This window comes from Saccharothrix hoggarensis, assembly GCF_052936025.1.
Map to the genome: position 1 here is coordinate 5876646 of NZ_CP193624.1, position 17229 is coordinate 5893874.

15 protein-coding genes are annotated in these 17229 nt (G+C 71.7%); 8 read left to right on the forward strand and 7 right to left on the reverse strand.

The genetic code is table 11. The features are described 5' to 3' along the window. Positions 1 to 91: 91 nt before the first annotated feature. Positions 92 to 646: a DM13 domain-containing protein gene (locus ACRAKH_RS26430; RefSeq protein ID WP_380727489.1), complete on the reverse strand. Its 555-nt coding sequence runs from the start codon at positions 644 to 646 to the stop codon at positions 92 to 94. Between the two features lie 119 nt (positions 647 to 765). Between ACRAKH_RS26430 and ACRAKH_RS26435 the strand changes: the two genes are divergently transcribed. The 5 genes from ACRAKH_RS26435 to ACRAKH_RS26455 all read left to right on the forward strand — a co-directional run bounded on the left by ACRAKH_RS26435 (position 766) and on the right by ACRAKH_RS26455 (position 4966). Beyond that, positions 766 to 1161, forward strand: a complete 396-nt coding sequence (locus tag ACRAKH_RS26435) for a hypothetical protein (protein ID WP_380727487.1) — start codon at positions 766 to 768, stop codon at positions 1159 to 1161. Continuing rightward, positions 1146 to 2261, forward strand: a complete 1116-nt coding sequence (locus tag ACRAKH_RS26440; RefSeq protein WP_380727485.1) for a winged helix DNA-binding domain-containing protein — start codon at positions 1146 to 1148, stop codon at positions 2259 to 2261. Before ACRAKH_RS26435 ends, ACRAKH_RS26440 begins: the two co-directional genes overlap by 16 nt. 73 nt (positions 2262 to 2334) lie before the next feature. After that, entirely contained in the window at positions 2335 to 2718 is a 384-nt protein-coding gene (locus tag ACRAKH_RS26445) for a hypothetical protein (RefSeq protein ID WP_380727483.1), read from the forward strand. Between the two features lie 73 nt (positions 2719 to 2791). Further along, positions 2792 to 3898 carry a GNAT family N-acetyltransferase gene (locus tag ACRAKH_RS26450; RefSeq protein ID WP_447009361.1) on the forward strand — a complete coding sequence of 369 codons (1107 nt, stop codon included), beginning with the start codon at positions 2792 to 2794 and terminating at the stop codon, positions 3896 to 3898. Between the two features lie 36 nt (positions 3899 to 3934). Beyond that, positions 3935 to 4966 (forward strand): LacI family DNA-binding transcriptional regulator, encoded by a 1032-nt coding sequence (locus ACRAKH_RS26455; protein WP_380727324.1) that lies wholly within the window; start codon positions 3935 to 3937, stop codon positions 4964 to 4966. 67 nt (positions 4967 to 5033) lie between these two features. Here the strand turns inward: ACRAKH_RS26455 and ACRAKH_RS26460 are convergent, their stop codons facing one another. The 6 genes from ACRAKH_RS26460 to ACRAKH_RS26485 all read right to left on the reverse strand — a co-directional run bounded on the left by ACRAKH_RS26460 (position 5034) and on the right by ACRAKH_RS26485 (position 13246). After that, positions 5034 to 6452 (reverse strand): GH1 family beta-glucosidase, encoded by a 1419-nt coding sequence (locus ACRAKH_RS26460; RefSeq protein ID WP_380727322.1) that lies wholly within the window; start codon positions 6450 to 6452, stop codon positions 5034 to 5036. A gap of 7 nt (positions 6453 to 6459) precedes the next feature. Beyond that, entirely contained in the window at positions 6460 to 7293 is an 834-nt protein-coding gene (locus tag ACRAKH_RS26465; RefSeq protein ID WP_380727320.1) for a carbohydrate ABC transporter permease, read from the reverse strand. 5 nt (positions 7294 to 7298) lie between these two features. Continuing rightward, positions 7299 to 8213 (reverse strand): carbohydrate ABC transporter permease, encoded by a 915-nt coding sequence (locus tag ACRAKH_RS26470; RefSeq protein WP_380727328.1) that lies wholly within the window; start codon positions 8211 to 8213, stop codon positions 7299 to 7301. A 65-nt stretch (positions 8214 to 8278) separates the two neighbouring features. Then, positions 8279 to 9562, reverse strand: a complete 1284-nt coding sequence (locus ACRAKH_RS26475) for an extracellular solute-binding protein (protein ID WP_380727318.1) — start codon at positions 9560 to 9562, stop codon at positions 8279 to 8281. Between the two features lie 413 nt (positions 9563 to 9975). Next, on the reverse strand, positions 9976 to 12489 hold the full coding sequence (locus ACRAKH_RS26480) for an ABC transporter permease (protein WP_380727316.1): 2514 nt from the start codon (positions 12487 to 12489) through the stop codon (positions 9976 to 9978). Positions 12490 to 12493: 4 nt separating this feature from the next. Further along, positions 12494 to 13246, reverse strand: coding sequence for an ABC transporter ATP-binding protein (locus ACRAKH_RS26485; RefSeq protein WP_380727314.1), 753 nt, complete (start codon positions 13244 to 13246; stop codon positions 12494 to 12496). 970 nt (positions 13247 to 14216) lie between these two features. Between ACRAKH_RS26485 and ACRAKH_RS26490 the strand changes: the two genes are divergently transcribed. The 3 genes from ACRAKH_RS26490 to ACRAKH_RS26500 all read left to right on the forward strand — a co-directional run bounded on the left by ACRAKH_RS26490 (position 14217) and on the right by ACRAKH_RS26500 (position 17205). Continuing rightward, positions 14217 to 15203: an LLM class oxidoreductase gene (locus ACRAKH_RS26490; protein WP_380727312.1), complete on the forward strand. Its 987-nt coding sequence runs from the start codon at positions 14217 to 14219 to the stop codon at positions 15201 to 15203. 290 nt (positions 15204 to 15493) lie between these two features. Beyond that, positions 15494 to 16651, forward strand: coding sequence for a DegT/DnrJ/EryC1/StrS family aminotransferase (locus tag ACRAKH_RS26495; RefSeq protein WP_380727310.1), 1158 nt, complete (start codon positions 15494 to 15496; stop codon positions 16649 to 16651). Between the two features lie 143 nt (positions 16652 to 16794). Continuing rightward, positions 16795 to 17205 carry a transposase gene (locus tag ACRAKH_RS26500; RefSeq protein WP_380727308.1) on the forward strand — a complete coding sequence of 137 codons (411 nt, stop codon included), beginning with the start codon at positions 16795 to 16797 and terminating at the stop codon, positions 17203 to 17205. Positions 17206 to 17229: the final 24 nt, after the last annotated feature.

Consider the following 17229-nt stretch of genomic DNA (forward strand, 5'->3'; position numbering starts at 1 on the left):
CATCACTTTAGGTGGTCTAGACCAGATACGTCAATACGGTGAAAAGGCGCTACGTGGCCCAGACCACTGCCCCCGGTGTTTCCCCGACGTGTCAGCCCTGTTCCAGCGGCGCTACGCCGAAGCCCTCCGAAAACCTCTCGCACCAGATCACGACGCTGCGGACGCCCGAGAGATCCGTGCCGGCGGGCACCTCGTAGACCTGGTTGCCGCGGTTCGCCTTCAACTTCCCCAGGTTCGTGAAACCGGAGCCGAACACCGCTTCGGCCGAATCCGCGGGGTGCCCCGAGAGGTACACGTAGAGGTCCGGCCCGTCGCTCGTGTCCAACGCCTCGAACTGGACGGCGTGGCCGCCGCCGGGCAGCCGGACCAGCGTGGCGCTGCCCGTCGTCGTGTAGTCGAGCGAGCGGAACGGCCCCGCCGCCAGCGCGACCGGCCCCGCGGGCGTCGTCGTGGCGACCGGCGCCGACGGCGCGGCCGACCCGGATCGTTCCGCCGACGGCAGCGGACCGGTCGAGACCGGCACCAGCAGCGCCTCGTCGGCCGTCCGGTCGGTGACCAGCCGCCACGGCTGGAACAGCCACAGCCCGATCGCCAGCGCCACCACCAGCACCGACGCAACCCCGACCACCACTACCCGCTTGGACATCGCCACGCCCTCCGAAGTCGTCCCGTACGCGTCAACCCTGGCGAACCGAAGACCCTCCGGCGGGCGAAACCTCATTACGAAGTTCTGACGGCTCCCGCGGACGTTGTTAGGGTCGCCACGTGGGTGAACGGGTCGGGCTGGTGATCGTGTGCGCGCTCATGCTGGGCTGCGCCGCGTTCGGGCCGTTCCCGCACCCCGTGCCGCTGCTGTTCGCGATCGCCGCCGTCGGCGCGGCCAACGCCGCGTTCCCGCTGATGCGCACGTTCGGGTCCGCCCTGCTCGGCGGGGTCGCCGCGACCAGCGTCGGGCTGGCCTCCGTGCCCTTCGTGACGTGCTCCGCGGAGCGGTTCACCGAGGTTTTCACCTGCACGGGTGACGCACCCACCTGGCACATGACCGGCGCGGTGCTCGTCGCCGGGCTGTCCGGGGCGGGCCTGGTCCTGGCGCGCTCGTGGGGCGCGGCGGAGGTCGAGCGGCGAGTGGCCGCCCTGGAGTCCCGGTGGGATCGCGAGTGACGGTGACGTGGCGGCAGGTGGCGGCGTGGCGCACCCGCAGGCACAGTTTGGACGTCCGCAGGCCCGCGGCGGAGGCGCTCGACGTGGTGTCCGAGCTGTGCGGGCTGCACGCCCAGCTCATGTCGTCGGCCGCGGCGACGTTGCGCGCGCGGGTGGACGGGCTGGACGAGGACGCCGTCGAGAAGGCCCTGTGGACCGACCGCACGCTGGTCAAGACGTGGTCGATGCGCGGCACCCTGCACCTGCTGCCGGCCGACGGGTACCCGCTGTGGCAGGCCGCGTTCGCCACCTACCGGCACTACCTGAAGCCGGTGTGGCTGCGCGGGTTCAAGATCACCGCCGAGGAGCTGTCCGCGCTGGTGGAGGCCGTGGGCGAGGTGCTGGAGGACCGGCTGCTGACCCGTGCCGAGCTGGCCGACGCGGTCGCCGCGAGGACGTCCGCGCACCTCGGGGGGAAGCTGCGCGAGAGCTGGGGCGCGTACCTGAAGCCGGCGTCGTTCCAGGGCAGGCTGGTGTTCGGGCCCGGCGAGGGCCAGTACGTCCGGTTCACCAGCCCGCGGACGTGGCTCGGCCTCGACGGCGCGGACGTGCCGGCCGACCCGGTCGGGGAGGTCGCGCTCCGGTGGCTGGCCCGGCAGGGCCCGGCGACCAGGGAGGACTTCGCGCGCTGGTGGGGCGTGAGCCCGGCCGAGGGCGGCCGCGTGCTGAAGGCGCTGGGCGACCGGGTCGAGCCCGTGGACGTCGAGGGCGAGTCGTGCTGGGCGCGGGCGCAGGACGTCGCCGGGCTGCGCGAGGCGGAGCCGGTGCGGACCGTGCGGCTGCTGCCGGCGTTCGACCAGTACGTCGTGGCCGCCACCCGGCACGCCCACCACTTCCTCGACGGGGGGACGCCTGACCGGGTGTACCGACCCCAGGGATGGTTATCCCCCGTGGTCATGGTGGACGGGATGATGGCCGGGGTGTGGTCCCGGGAGCGGAAGGGGGCGAAGGTGTGCGTCACCGTCGAGCCGTTCCGCTCGTTGTCGGCGGGGGCGCGGAAAGCCGTGCTCGACGAGGTGCGCCGGGTGGCCGGGGCCGCCGAGGTGCACTGGGCCGGGTAGGACCGGCCGAAGGGCGGTACTGTTTCCACCGCTCACCGTTGCGCCACAAGTACGTTCTGTTAGGAGGCATGCTGTGCGGGTGCTGTGGGCCACGTGCGGCTTGGCCGTCGCGGCGTCGGCGCTGACGGGTGTCCTCATCGGGGTGTACCTCGACGGGGTGAACGACCAGCAGCAGGCCGACACCCCGGCCTCGACGTGGATCACCGGCAGGCCGTCCACCAGCAGTTCCACCACGACGTCGATCGTCGTGAGCACGGACGCGGTGACGTCGCCGACCGGCGCGAAGACCACGGTCAAGACGACCACCACGACGACCACGACGAGCGCGCCGCCGCCCCCGCCGCCGCAGACCACCGAGGCGCCGCCGGCCGCGACGACCACCACGACCCGGACGCGGGACAGCGAGTGGCCGTGCAGCCCGCTCAACCTGTTCCCGCCGCCGCACTGCGACGACTGACGCCCGGCGGGCTCAACACCACCGAAACGCCCACGTCCCCGCGTGGCAACGTGCGGCGGGCAGCCTGGGTCGCATGGACACCACACCGAAGACCTGGCGGCTGCGCGTCGAGCTGGACGACAGTCCCGGCGCCTTGGCGCGGATGACCATCCGGCTCGCGGAGCGGGACTGCAACGTGCTGGCGCTGTCCGTCATCCCCGTGCCGGGCGGCGTGCTGGACGAGCTGGTGGTCCGCGCCGCGCCCGGCCTGCTGCCCGCGGACCTGGTGGCCGCGGTGCGCGCGGAGGGCGGCCGGTGCGTCGGCATCACGGCGGCCGACGTGCGGGACCTGGTGGACGCGCCGACCGCCGCCCTGCGCGCGGCCGCCACCGCCCTGCGCGACCCGGCCGCCCTCGGCGACGCCCTGCGCACCGTCCTGGGCGCCGACGCGGCGACCACCCACCCCGCGGACTCCCCGCGCGCGCCCGACACCCCCAACTCCCACACCTTCGCGACGACGCCGCCCGGCGCCCGCGGGGCCGCGGCGGCCGGCGTCACGACCCGGCGCGGCTGGGCGCCGTTCACCCAGGTGGAGCTGGCGCGGGCGCGGGCGTTGATCGACCTGGTCGCGGCGGCCGGGGTGGCTGCGGCGCAGCCGACGGCGCTGCTGACCGACGACGGCATGGCGCTGGTGCTGCGGCCGGGCCGGGCGGGCGACCAGGAGGCCGTGGCCGAGCTGCACTCGCGGTGCTCCATGAGCACCTTGTTCCACCGCTACCACACGGGCATGCGGACGGTGCCGAGGCGGTGGCTGCACCGGCTGCTCAGCCCGCCGCGCGGCACGACGGTGGTGGCGCAGTGCGCCGACCGGGTGGTGGCCGTGGGCCAGCTGATCCCGATGTCCACACCGGACAGCGCCGAGGTGTCGTTGCTGGTGGAGGACGGGTGGCAGGGTCGTGGCGTGGGCACCGCGCTGCTCGGCGCGCTGGCCCGGGCGGCGCGGGCGGACGGTCGCCGCGAGCTGGTCGGCTGGTGCCTGCCTTCCGAGACCGGCCTGATCCGCACCGCGGCCCGCGCGGGCCTGGCGACGTCGGTGCGGCGGGAGGACGGCTTGCTGCGCGTGTCGGTCGAGGCAGGCGGTCCGCGAGACGCCGTCGCGGGTCGTCCTGAGAGCGCTTCCCGACAGGTCGCCTCCGGCTAAGCTGGCCGGGTAGGCGAACGTCGAGGAGTGGTGCTCGTGTCCGTTCAATCGCACTCAAGCGCACGGCCCACGCTGGAGGACGTTGCGGCGAAGGCTGGCGTTTCCCGTGCGACGGCGTCGCGGGTGCTCAACGCGTCCCCCCGGGTGAGCCCGGAGGCGCACGAGGCCGTGACGGCGGCGGTGATGGAGTTGGGCTACCAGCCGAACCAGGCGGCGCGGGCGCTCGTGACCCGGCGTTCCGGCGCGGTGGCGGTGGTCTTCTCCGAGCCCGAGCCGAAGATCTTCGACGACCCGCACTTCGCCTGGCTGATCCGTTCGGCGGCACGGTCGCTGGCCGACGCGGACGTGCAGATGGTGCTCATGCTGGTGCACTCGCCGCAGGACCAGGCGCGCGCCGAGCGGTTCATGGCGGGCGGGCACGTGGACGGCGCGTTGCTGTTCGCGCCGCACAAGGGCGACCAGCTGCCGACGGTGGCCCGCAAGCTGCCGCTGCCCGTCGTGTACGCGGGCCGGCCGTGGGGCTCGCTGCGCGGGCTGCACACCGTGGACCACGACAACGAGGGCGGCGGGCTGCTCGCCACCGAGCACCTGATGTCGTTGGGCCGCAAGAAGATCGTCTCGGTGACGGGTCCGCTGGACGAGCACTCGGCGATGGACCGGCTGGCCGGGTGGCGCACGGCGGTCGGCGCGGACGACGAGATGACCGCGCTGATGACGGAGGACGGCGGCTTCTCGCGCGAGGGCGGGCGGCGCGCGATGGAGGCCCTGCTGGCCCGCGTGCCCGACCTCGACGCGGCGTTCGTGGCGTCCGACCACATGGCGGCGGGCGCGCTGGACGCGTTGCGGGAGGCCGGGAAGCGGGTGCCGCAGGACGTCGCGGTGGTCGGGTTCGACGACCACCCGATGATCGCGCCGCACACCACGCCGTCGTTGACGAGCGTGCAGCAGGACACCAGCGCCCAGGTGCGGCACATGGTGACCCACCTGCTCCGACTGCTGCGCGGCGAGTCGATCCGGGCCCGGCGCGAGGTGCTGCCGACGGTGCTGGTGCGGCGCGAGTCGGCTTAGCCCCCGACGTGGCGCCCGGGCGTCGGGCGGGGGCCGCCGCGGCGACATGCGGCCCCCGACCGACGGGTCACGGGAGCTCGAAGCCCTCCGCCGGGACGGCGTTGGCGCCGATCACCCTCGCCAGCGTGCGGCCGCTGCGCTTCACCGTCCGCACCTGCGTGTCGTAGTCGACGTGCACGATGCCGAACCGCTGGCTGTACCCCGCCGCCCACTCGAAGTTGTCGAGCAGCGACCACGCGAAGTACCCGCGCACGTCCACCCCGGCCGCGATCGCCTCGTGCACCGCGCGCAAGTGGTCGACCAGGTACCGGGTCCGCGCCTCGTCCACCACCTGCCCGTCCTCGACCACGTCGGGGAACGCCGAGCCGTTCTCGGTGATCACCAGCGGCAGGCCGACGTCGCGCTGGAGGCGTTCCAGCAGCTCCGTGAGCCCGCGCGCGTCGACCTCCCAGCCGAACCCGGTCACCTCGCCGCGCGGCGGCAGGAACTCCACGCCGCGCAGGCCGGGGAACGGCCCGCCGCTCACCACCAGCGGGTCGTCGGCGGCGGCCACGCGGGTCGGGCTGTAGTAGTTCACGCCCATCCAGTCGATCGGCGTCGCGATGACGTCGAGGTCGCCCTCGCGCACCACGGACGTCCAGTCGCCCAGCCACGCGGTGTCCTCGACGACGTCCCGCGGGTACCCGCGCCCGCCGAGCGGGTCGAGGAACAGCCGGTTCTGCAGGCCGTCGACCTTGCGCGCGGCGTCGAGGGACGCGTCGTCGTCCACCCACACCGAGCAGAAGTTCAGCACGATGGAGAACTCGTGGTCGGCCGGCGCCTGGTCGCGCATGACCTGCGTGGCCAGGCCATGCCCGAGCATGAGGTGGTGCGCGGCCTCCAGCGACGCCTTCGGGTCGACCACGCCGGGCGCGTGGATGCCGTTGGCGTAGCCGAGGAACGCCGAGCACCACGGCTCGTTCAACGTGGTCCACAGGCGGACCCGGTCGCCCAGGTGCTCGTGCGCCAGCGCCGCGTACTCCGCGAACCGGTAGGCGGTGTCGCGGTTGCGCCACCCGCCCTCGTCCTCCAGCGCCTGCGGGAGGTCCCAGTGGTACAGCGTGACCACGGGCTGGATGTCCCGACCCAGCAGCTCGTCCACCAGCCGGTCGTAGAACGCGAGCCCCCGCGGCTCGACCCGGCCCGAGCCGAGCGGCTGGATGCGCGGCCACGCCAGGGAGAACCGGTACGCGCCGAGCCCCAGCTCCGCCATCAGGTCGACGTCGGAGGCGTAGCGGTGGTAGTGGTCGCACGCCGGGTCGCCGGTGTCGCCGCCGAGGACGGCCCCCGGCCTGGCCGCGAACGTGTCCCAAATGGACGGTCCGCGACCGTCCACAGTGGTCGCACCCTCGATCTGGAAGGACGCCGTCGCGGCTCCCCACAGGAAATCCGGTGGGAAGCGCAGCAGGTCCCGCCCGACCGCGGTGTCCGGGTCGGTTGTCGTCATCGGAAGTTCACCCCTTCACGGCACCCTGCATGATCCCGCCGACGATCTGGCGGGCCAGCAGGATGAAGATCCCCACGACCGGCAGCACCGCGAGCGACGCGCCGGAGAGCATGAGCGAGTAGTCGGTGTAGTAACCGCTCGCCAGCGTCGACAGTGCCACCTGCACGGTCGGGCTGTCGTTCGGGTCGAGCACGATCAACGGCCAGAAGAAGTCGTTCCACGCCGTCATGAACGTGAACATGCCCATGACCGCCGCCTGTGGTCGGACGGCCGGGAACGCCACGTGCCAGAACGTCTTGAGCACCGAGCAGCCGTCCACCCGAGCCGCCTCGATCAGCTCGTACGGAACCGACTCCTCGCACGCCTGCCGCATCCAGAACACGGAGAACGCGCCGATCAGCGCCGGCACGATCACCGCCTGGAGGGTGCCGTACCAGTCGAGGTCGGACATCAGCATGTACAGCGGGATGACGCCGAGCTGCGTCGGCACCATCGACGTGCCGACGACGACCAGGAACAGCGTGTTGCCGCCGCGGAACCGCAGCCGCGCGAACGCGAACCCGGCGAGCGTGCCGAGCACGACGTTGCTGATCGCCACCGTGCCCGCGACCACCATCGAGTTCTGCATGGCGAGCCAGAAGTCGACGGTGTCGAACACCCTGGTCAGGTTCTCCAGCAGGTTCCCGCCGGGCACCAGGGACGGCACCGCGTCGCCCAGCGCGGAGTTGTCCTTGCTCGCGATCAGGAACGAGTAGTACAGCGGGAACACCGACGCGAGCAGGACCACCACCAGCACCGCGTAGGCGAACGGCCCGGCCTTCGTGAGGCGCTTGGTCTTCACGTGCCTCACCCCTTCGACGCGATCCGCCGCGCCACCGTGAAGTTCACGACCGCGACCACCAGGATCAACAGGAACAGCACCCACGCGATGGCCGACGAGTAGCCGGCGTCGAACAGCCGGAAGCCCTTCTCGTACAGGTACATCACCAAGGTCTGGAACTGGCGGTCGTCGCCGCCGGTGCCGGTCGCCGTGCCGCCCGGGTCGAACAGCTGCGGCTCGACGAACAGCTGCATGCCGCCGATGGTCGACACGATGACGGTGAACAGGATCGTCGGCCGGATGCTCGGCACGGTGATCGACCAGAACACCCGCCACCGCGAGGCCCCGTCGAGCATCGCCGACTCGTACATGTCCTTCGGCACGGACTGCATCGCGGCCAGGTAGATCAGCGCGTTGTAGCCGGTCCACCGCCACATCACCATCGAGCTGATGGCGAGGTGCGAGGCCCACGTCTGCGCGCGCCAGTCGACCGGGTCGACGCCGACCAGGCCGAGCAGGGCGTTGACGATGCCGAAGTCGCGGCCGAACAGCTGCGCGAACACCAGCGCCACCGCGGCCACCGAGATGACGTTGGGCAGCAGCACGCCCGCCCGCCAGAACGCCCGGCCGCGCAGGCCGCGGTCCAGCAGGGCGGCCAGGCCGAGGGCGGCGAACAGCTGCGGGACGGTGGAGAGCAGGAACAGGCTGACCGTGTTGCCCAGCGCGTTCCAGAAGTTCTTGTCCGACAGCAGCTCGGTGTAGTTGTCCAGGCCGGTGAAGCCCTGGTCGCCCTCGATGAGCTGCCACTCGTGCAGCGACACCCAGGCGGTGAACAGCAGCGGGTAGAGCCCGAAGATCCCGAACACCACGAAGAACGGCGCGATGATCAGGTACGGCGTGTACCTGGTGTCCAGTCGACCGAGCTTGTCCCGCCACGACAGGCGCTGCGCCGGCGGCGGGACGGGCGTGGTGCCCCGTCCCGCCGCGGCCCGTTCGGGTGCGACCGTCACTTGACGGCGTCCCGCGCTTCCTGGAGGGCCTGGGCGAAGGCGTCCGCGGTGGACTGCTTGCCGGTCTCCACGCGGGACAGGGCGTTGCCGAACACCGGCGTGACCTTGGAGTCCTTCGTGCCGCGGTAGGTGGGCTTCAGGTTCTCCGCCGAGTTGCCGAAGATCTGGCCGACCGGGGCCTTGTTGAAGTACTCGTTGACCGTCGAGGTGACCTCGGGGTCCTTGTACGCGGCGGGCTCGCTCGGCAGGTTGCCGGTCTCCTTGAAGATCCGCTTCTGCTGCTCGGGCGCGGTCAGCCACTTGGCCAGCTCGTAGGCCTCCTTGGGGTGCTTGCCCTGCTTGGGCACGGCCAGGAACGAGCCGCCCCAGTTGCCGCCGCCGCCGGGCGCCGCGGCCACGTCCCACTTGCCCGCGGCCTCGTCGCCGGCGCCGGCCTTGATGAGCGCGAGCGCCCACGCGGGGCACGTCGTGGTGGCGAAGGACGCCTGCTTGAGCGCGACGTTCCAGTCCTGGCTGAACGGCGCCAGCGCGCCGGTCTGCTTCTTCTCGCCGAGGCTCGCGGCCAGCGTGAAGGCCTGCTTCACCTTGTCGTTCGTGTCACCGATGAACGAGTCGTCGGCCTTGGCGAAGTAGCCCTCCTCGGTCTGGTCGAGGATCGCCTTGTAGACGTTCTGGGCGGTGTCGACGAACTTCACGCCCGGCGTCTTCTGGGTGAAGGTGTCCGCGACCTTCAGGTAGTCGTCCCAGGTGGGCCAGAGCTTGCCGACGGCCTCGCGGTCGGCGGGCAGGCCGGCGGCCTCGAACAGGTCTCGGCGGTAGCACAGCGCGAGGCTGCCCATGTCGGTGCCGAGGCCGAGCACGAAGTCGCCGTTGTCGGTGGTGCCCTGGTTCCACTTCCAGGCGGCCCACTGGCTCTCGAGTTCCTTGGCGCCGTAGTCCGCCAGGTTGACGAACTTGTCCTTGGACTGGCGGAACTGCGCGATGTTGCCTTCCTCGATCGCCACGATGTCCGCGGCGCCGCGACCGCCCGCGAGCTGCGTCGCGAGCTGGGTGTGGTGCTGTTCCATCTTGACCGTGCGCTGCTCGATCTCGATGTTCGGGTGCGACGCCTGGTACTCCTTGATCAGGTTGGCGTAGCCGAAGTCGGAGAAGACCCCGATCGACAGCTTGATCTTGTCGTCGCCCCCGTCACCTCCCCCGCCACCACACGCCGCCACCAGGGTCGCGGCCAGGGCGACCGCGGTGATCGCCGTCGTCCGGCCGACCAGTGTCCTGCTCATCCGTCCTCCTCGACGCACTCGCCGGATTGGACCCGGCGTCATGAGAGCGCTCTCACAGTCGTGAGTACCGGTAGTCGCTGTCAACCCGGGAAGTACCGGTCGACACCGTTCCGCAACAATCTGAAGCGCTCTCGTGGGCCGGCGTGACAGCCGTGCCACGGTCCGTGAGGCCCCGGCGGCCGGCGGGTGACAACACGGCAACCAGTGGGAGAAGACGCAGGGAGATGCGGGGTGGCCCGGCCCTCGCTCGGGCCACCCCGCACCCTGTTAGAGGGGTTCCGGGCCAGGATGTGACGCGCGCTCGCGGAAAATTTTGTGACACGCGTCGCACCCCGGCCCCTAAGGGGAGCCGGGGTGGGCGACCGGCCCGGTGGCCCGTTCCTCCCCCGAAGAGGGACGGGCCACCGGACCTCTCACGCCTCGGCCATCCCCGCGACGACCGAGGTGCGGGCGGCCCGCCTGGCGGGCAGGGCGGCGGCCGCGATCGCGGCCACGACGGCGGCGGCGAGCATCACGCCGAGCTGGCCGAACGGGACGACGAGGTCGACCGACACGGTGTCCGTGGACACGGCCTCGGTGATCACCCAGCCGAAGCCGATGCCGAGCACGAGCCCGATCGTCGCGCCCATCAGCCCCATCAGCACCGACTCGATCACCAGCATCAGCCGCAGCTGGCCGCGGGTGAGGCCGAGGGCGCGCAGCAGCGCCGACTCGCGCGTCCGCTCCAGCACCGACAGCGTCAGCGTGTTGGCGATGCCGAACAACGCGATCACCACGGCCAGCCCGATCAGCGCCCAGATGAACCCGAGCACCTGGTTGAGCTGCTGGTTCAGCTGCTCCTTGGTCTCCGCCGCGCTGTCCAGCACGGCCAGCGGCGACGGGTCGGTGACCCGTTCCACGGCCGCCCGGCCGTTCGCGACGCCGTCCTCCAGCTTCACCAGGATGCTGTCGTAGCCCTTGGCGGCCTCCGGGAAGCGCAGCGACGTCTCCAGCGTCATGATGCCGTCGGACAGCCGCTGCCCCTCGACCACCGCGACGACCTTCAGCTCGTGCGCCACGCCCTCGGCCGCCCTCACCGTCACCGTCGAGCCGATCGTCACGCCGCTCCGCTTGGCGTAGTCGGCGTTCACGGCCACCGCGCCGTCACCGAGGTCGGCGAGCGACCCGCTGGTCACCGTCGGCCGGAACAGGGTGCCGATCGCGTCGGTCGGCACGCCGGTGAAGTACTCGCTCTCCCCGTAGACCGTGGTGGTCGGGGCGACCCGCGCCACCTCCGGCACCGCGGCCAGCTGCCCGACCAGCTCCTCCGGCAGCGGCCGGTCGTGGACGGCCGACGTCACGGTGTAGTCGGCGGGCATCCGCTCGTCGATCTCGGCGTTGGCGGTCTCCTTGGCGCTGTTCGCGACCACGGTCACCAGCGCCACGATCGTCACGCCGATCATCAGCGCGGCGGTGGTCGCGGCGGTGCGCTTGGGGTTGCGGCCGGCGTTGGCGGAGGCCAGCTTCGCGGGCACGCCGAACACCGCCCGCGGCAGCGCGCCGAGCACCCGGTTGACCGGGCCGACCAGCAGCGGGCCGAGCACGAGCACCGCGGCCAGCAACGCCATCGTGCCCGCGCCGCTGACCAGCATCGCGGCTTCCTCGTCGTCGATGCCCAGGCCGAACACGATCGTGCCGACGCCGATCACGCCGAACAGCACGGCGGTCAGCACGCGCACCACACCGGTGCGGGACACCTCCTCGCCGCTGTCCGGCTGGCTGCGCAGCGCCGCCACCGGCGCGACCCTGGTCGCCTTGCGGGCCGGCAGCACGGCCGCCAGCACGGTCACCAGCGTGCCGACGGCGAACGCGGCGAGCACCGTCGTCCCGGCCACCGGCAGGCGCACCACGGCGTCCTCGGCGTTGCCGAACGACAGGATCACCCGTTGCAGCAGGGCCGACACCCCGATGCCGCCGAACAGCCCGATCACCGACGCGGTCAGGCCCATCACCAGCGCCTCGGCCAGCACGCCGCGGAACACCTGCGACCGGCTCGCGCCGACGCACCGCATCAGGGCCAGCTCGCGGGTCCGCTGCGCGACCAGGATGGTGAACGTGTTGTAGATGACCATGGCCGCGACGACGAGCGCGATGAGCGCGAACGCCAGCAGCAGCGAGGTGAACTCACCCGACTGCGACTCGACCCGTTCCAGGGTCTCCTCGGTGAGGTCCGCGCCGCTCTGCACCGCGAAAGCGTTGTCCCCGATGGCGTTCCGGACGTTGTCCACGACCTGCTGCTGGGTGAACCCCGGCGCGGCGGTGGCGACGACCTGGTACGGCAGGCGTTCCGGGTCGAGCGCCTGGAACGCGTCCGCGGTCAGTCCGATGTGGTCGTAGCCGGACAGCGACATCGAGTTCGTGCCCTGCCGGTACGTGCCGACGAGCGTGTACGTGTGGCGGGCGTCCTCCTCGCCCAGCAGCACGACCGGCCCGCCGATGGTCAGCTTCGCCGTGGCGGCGGTGCGCTTGTCGACGGCGATCTCGTCCGCCTTGGCGGGGTAGCGGCCTTCCGCGAGGTCGAACTCGCGCAGCTTCTCGTTGCCCGCCAAGGAGACCGCCCACGCGGGCTTCGCCTTGCCGTTGGTGGTGAGCAGCGGCACGGGCTGGGCGCCGCGCACGTCCGCCCCCGCCACGCCCGGCGCCTGCCGGATCTTCGCCAGCACGTCCGGGGAGATCCCCTTGGCGTCGGACGGCGACTCGCCGCCCAGGGTGACGGAGACGTCCACGTTGCGGGCGCCCTTGGCGAACTCGTCGCGCAGGCTCTCGTTCATGGCGTCGCCGAGGACCAGCGTGCCGCTCACGAAGGCGACGCCGAGGGCGATCGCCACCGAGGACAGCACGAGCCGCGCGGTGCGGGCCTTGAGGCCCGCGATGATCGTGCGCAGCATCAGGTCACGCCCCCAGGTGCTTGAGCGCGGACAGCACCGAGTCGGCGGTCGGGCGGTCGATCTCGCCGGCCAGGCGGCCGTCGGCGAGCAGCACCACGCGGTCCGCGTACGACGCGGCGACCGGGTCGTGCGTCACCATGATCACGGTCTGGCCGAGCTTGCGCACCGACATGCGCAGGAAGTCCAGCACCTCCGCGCCGGAGCGCGAGTCCAGGTTGCCGGTCGGCTCGTCGGCGAACACCACGTCCGGGCGGGCGACCAGGGCGCGGGCGCAGGCCACGCGCTGCTGCTGGCCGCCGGACAGCTCGGTCGGCTTGTGCTTGAGGCGGTCGCGCAGGCCCAGCACGTCCACGATCGTGTCGAACCACTCGCGGTCGGGCTTGCGGCCGGCCAGTTCGAGGCCCAGCAGGATGTTCGCCTCGGCGGTGAGCGTGGGCAGCAGGTTGAACGCCTGGAAGACGAACCCGACCCGGTCGCGGCGGAGCTTGGTCAGCTCCTTGTCGCCGAGCGACGTGATCTCGGTGCCGCCGATGCGCACGGTGCCGCCGTCGACGTTGTCGAGCCCCGCCAGGCAGTGCATCAGGGTGGATTTCCCGGAACCCGAAGGCCCCATGATCGCGGTGAATCGACCCGCGTCGAATGCGACGCTCACGCCGTCGAGGGCGCGGACCGCCGTGTCGCCCTTGCCGTACACCTTCGCCAGGTCGACGGCTTCTGCGGCGGCGCGGGTCCCGACATCGGACACCAGTGCGGACATGCTCCCTCATTCTCTCGGCGGGTGGTCGTCAAAAAGCTAGAGGGGGCACGGGTAACCGGTCGTCATCTCGGCGGCGGAACCCGTCGTCACCATGCGGGATGACTTTCCCTAGTCCTCTGGTCTGACGCCCAGCCGCTGGTGGCGGCACCGGCGCGGCCGGTCGCCGTCGCGAGGAGGACCCGCCCCGGGGGGCTGCGAGGTCGATCGGGGCAGCACGGCCGGAAGTGCGCCCAAGTGGCCCGCAAATCTCACGGCAAGTGCCCGGCCGGAGCTAACCAGACTATTCCTCATACACGAATAGAGTAGTATCCAGGCGATTCCGACTACGCAGAGTTGTCCCACATGGCGTCGACCGTCTACTTTCGCCCGACGTGCCGGACCCTCCGGAATTCACCCGATGACGTGACGTCGGCGAGCCTTGTGCCTGGCCGCCCGCACGGACGCGGCCGCACTGCACCGATCGGCCGGGAAAGGCCCCGCGCGGACCATTCACCACAGTGTCGACCCGGACCCGGAATCGGGATGCCGAACCGTCGCACGCCCCCGTCCCCGCTCGCCCTCCGTGATGACTTCGGACGACCTGGGCGTCCGGTCCCCGGCGCACCCGCCACCACACGTGCCGGGGAATGACGCGGGACGCGCCACCGGTGCCGCGCGCACGCCAAACGAGACACCCCCGGAATGGTGCCACTACGCTGCGACGCCACCCGATCGGTCGCTTTGACCCGCTCATACCCGTTGACTACAGTCATTTTTCACCGCCTAATCTCAATTGGCACCCGATCAACATTAGAATTGATCGGAAGAATCACTGGGGACGCACACCGCACGAGCAGCACCGAAACTCCCGGACCACAGGTCCGCACCACAGCCGAAGAAGCGGTCGCCGACCGCGGCACGAACACGTCACGCCCGGCCACGGGTATGCCGCGCACCACGCGCGTGAATTCCGATCGAATGAGGAGAAGTAATGTCGACAGCGCCATCACCCGTCACCGGGCACGACGGGTTCGCGCGGATGTTCGCCCCGGGCCGGCTGACCGTGGGCGCGTTCTTCCCGCTGGAGTCCTACCCGGGCGCCGTCCCGTCCAACGAGGACCAGGTCGCGCTGGCGCGGGCGGCCGAGGACGCGGGACTGGCCGCGCTGTGGGTGCGCGACGTGCCCCTGCTCGACCCCTCCTTCGGCGACGGCGGGCAGCTCTACGACCCGTGGGTGTGGCTGACCCACATCGGCGCGCACACCTCCTCGATCAGCCTGGCGACCGGTTCGGTGATCCTGCCGCTGCGCCACCCCGTCCACCTGGCCAAGTCGGCCGCCTCGATCGACCTCCTCACCGGCAACCGCCTGGTGCTCGGCGTGGCCACGGGCGACCGGCCGGTGGAGTTCCCGGCCTTCGGTCGGCCGCTGGAGGATCGCGGCGAGCTGTTCCGCGAGTCCTTCGGCACGTTGCGGAAGCTGTGGGGCGGCTCCTACCCCGAGGTGGACGGGCCGTTCGGCCGCTGGAAGGGCGTGGACGTGCTGCCCAAGCCCTCCCGCGGCACGATCCCGCTCCTGGTCACCGGCAGCAGCCGGCAGGACATGGCGTGGATCGCGGAGAACTCCGACGGGTGGCTCGCCTACCCGCGCCTGGACATCACCACCCACCTGCGGGTGGTGGGCGGCTGGCACGCCGCCGTGGCGGGCGCGGGCGCGGCGTTCAAGCCGTTCGCGCAGAGCCTGTACGTGGACCTGGCCGAGCAGGAGGACCTGCCGCCGCGCCCCATCCACCTCGGCTTCCGCTGCGGCGCCCGGTGGCTGGTCGACTACCTGGAGGTGCTGCGCGAGGCGGGGGTGAACCACGTCGGGCTGAACTTCAAGTTCAGCCGCCGCCCGGTGGCCGACGTGCTCGCGGAGTTGGGCGCACACGTCAGCGCCCACTTCCCGCCGCACACCACGGCCCTCGCGCCGCAGGACTGACCAGACCCGACGACCTCGACGCGCGGCCGCCGCCGCTCCGACGGGCGGACGGCGGCGGCCGCGCGCCCCAACCCCTCCCCCCGAAGGGAACGACCGGGGGAACACCGATCAGGACGATCCGACGCACGAGACCGCGCTCACCCGAACCGATCGACCCTCCCGACCGACCGACAGGGGCACGGCCTTCCGCCAGGACTCGACGTCCGGGAGCCGAACGTGCCCACCCGCCGGTCGGTCGCCCACCAGGAGTGCGCCGCACGGCCCACTCCCAGAACTGATCAGGAGCCATCGTGACCGGTACCATCACCGCTCCCACCAACGCCGACGAAGCCCACTTACCGGTTCCCCCGGACGGGCAGCACCGCCGCATCGCGAACATGCGGCACCTGATCCACCGCTACCTCGACCAGGTGATCGACAGCGGCACGTCGCTGCTGGGCGACTTCACCAAGCGGCTGGAGGCACAGCTCGGCGAGCGCTGGGGCGGGCACGCGGTGGCCACGTCGTCGGGCACCGAGTCGCTGCACTTCTCGTTGCGCATCGCGGGGATCGGGCCGGGCGACGAGGTGATCGTCCCGGACATGACGTTCGTGTCCACGGCGTTCGCGGTCAACGCCGCGCACGCCACGCCCGTGTTCGTCGACGTCGAGCCGGACACCTGGCTCATCTCGCCGGAGGCGATCCGCAGGGCCATCACCCCGCGCACCAAGGCGATCATCCCGGTGCACCTGTACGGCCAGGTCGCCGAGATGGACGAGATCATGGCCATCGCGGAGGAGCACGGCCTGGTCGTCATCGAGGACTGCGCCCAGGCCCACGACGCCACCTACAAGGGCCGGCCGGCCGGCTCGTTCGGCGACTTCGGCTGCTTCTCGATGTGGGTGGGCAAGAACGTCGGCGGCCTGGACGACGGCGGGTTCGTCACCGTCAAGGACGAGCGGAACCTCAAGGCCATGCAGCGCATGCACAACCTGGGCCGCGACCGCACGATCCGCTACCTGCACCACAGCTGGGGCAGCCGGGCCCGCCTGAGCGAGCTGAACGCCGCGGTGCTGTCGCACCAGATCTCCATGCTGCCCGAGTGGAACGAGCAGCGCCGGATGATCGCCGGCTCGTACGACAAGGCGTTCGCGGGCCTGCCGCTGTCCACGCCCACCGTCCTGCCGGACCGCGAGCACGTGTTCTACAAGTACACGGTCCACACCGAGCACGCGGCCGAGCTGGAACTGCACCTGAAGAACCGCGGGATCTCCACCGAGCGCATCTACCCCTACCTCCTGTCCGAGCAACCGGCGTTCGCCGACCTGCCGCACCGGGTCGAGCCGACCCCCGTCGCGCGGGCGAACAACGGCAAGCTGCTCTGCCTGCCGATGTACCCCGAGCTGTCCTACGCCGAGCAGCAGGCGGTCATCGCCGGCGTCACGTCCTTCTACGCGGGCCACGCCTGACCCGGGGTCGGTGGGACGTCCGGCGGGCGCCGTTCGCGGGACGTCCCACCCCCTTCGGAACCACGAAAGCCTTGCCACGCCGCGCTGGTAGACTCGGTCGTCGGATTCACTGCGGCTGTTTCCGGACCGGCGAAGGGCGAACCGTGGTCAACCACCTGTCCCGACGGTTGGCTCCCGACGCGCTGTGGCGGATCGTGCAACCCCTCGCCCCGCCCGCCGGCGTGCGCACCCAGGGCGGCGGGCGCGGGTGCATCGACGACCGCCAGATCCTCGCGGCGATCATCTTCGTGGTCACCGGCGAGTGCTCGTGGCGGCAGCTGCCCCCGCTGTTCGGCGTCAAGGTCTCGACCGTGCACCGGCGCTTCCGGGAGTGGACGCGGATCGGCCTGTGGGAGAAGGTCGACGAGAGCATCGCCGACCTCGACGACCCGGACCTGGCGGCGTGGTGGGGCACCGTCCGCGAGCTGCTGACCGCGCGGATCTCGGCCGGCGCGACGGACTGCCTGCTCGACCACAACGGCGCCGGGGAGCAGCTCTACTCCTCCGCGGGGTGACCACCGGGGTGACCGCCGCCCCGG

What these genes read in the sequence shown, in the direction of transcription:
- ACRAKH_RS26475 (WP_380727318.1), bottom strand. Translation starts at nt 9,562, where the DNA reads ATGAGCAGGACACTGGTCGGCCGGACGACGGCGATCACCGCGGTCGCC.
- ACRAKH_RS26490 (WP_380727312.1), top strand. Translation starts at nt 14,217, where the DNA reads ATGTCGACAGCGCCATCACCCGTCACCGGGCACGACGGGTTCGCGCGG.
- ACRAKH_RS26450 (WP_447009361.1), top strand. Translation starts at nt 2,792, where the DNA reads ATGGACACCACACCGAAGACCTGGCGGCTGCGCGTCGAGCTGGACGAC.
- ACRAKH_RS26460 (WP_380727322.1), bottom strand. Translation starts at nt 6,452, where the DNA reads ATGACGACAACCGACCCGGACACCGCGGTCGGGCGGGACCTGCTGCGC.
- ACRAKH_RS26480 (WP_380727316.1), bottom strand. Translation starts at nt 12,489, where the DNA reads ATGCTGCGCACGATCATCGCGGGCCTCAAGGCCCGCACCGCGCGGCTC.
- ACRAKH_RS26430 (WP_380727489.1), bottom strand. Translation starts at nt 646, where the DNA reads ATGTCCAAGCGGGTAGTGGTGGTCGGGGTTGCGTCGGTGCTGGTGGTG.
- ACRAKH_RS26485 (WP_380727314.1), bottom strand. Translation starts at nt 13,246, where the DNA reads ATGTCCGCACTGGTGTCCGATGTCGGGACCCGCGCCGCCGCAGAAGCC.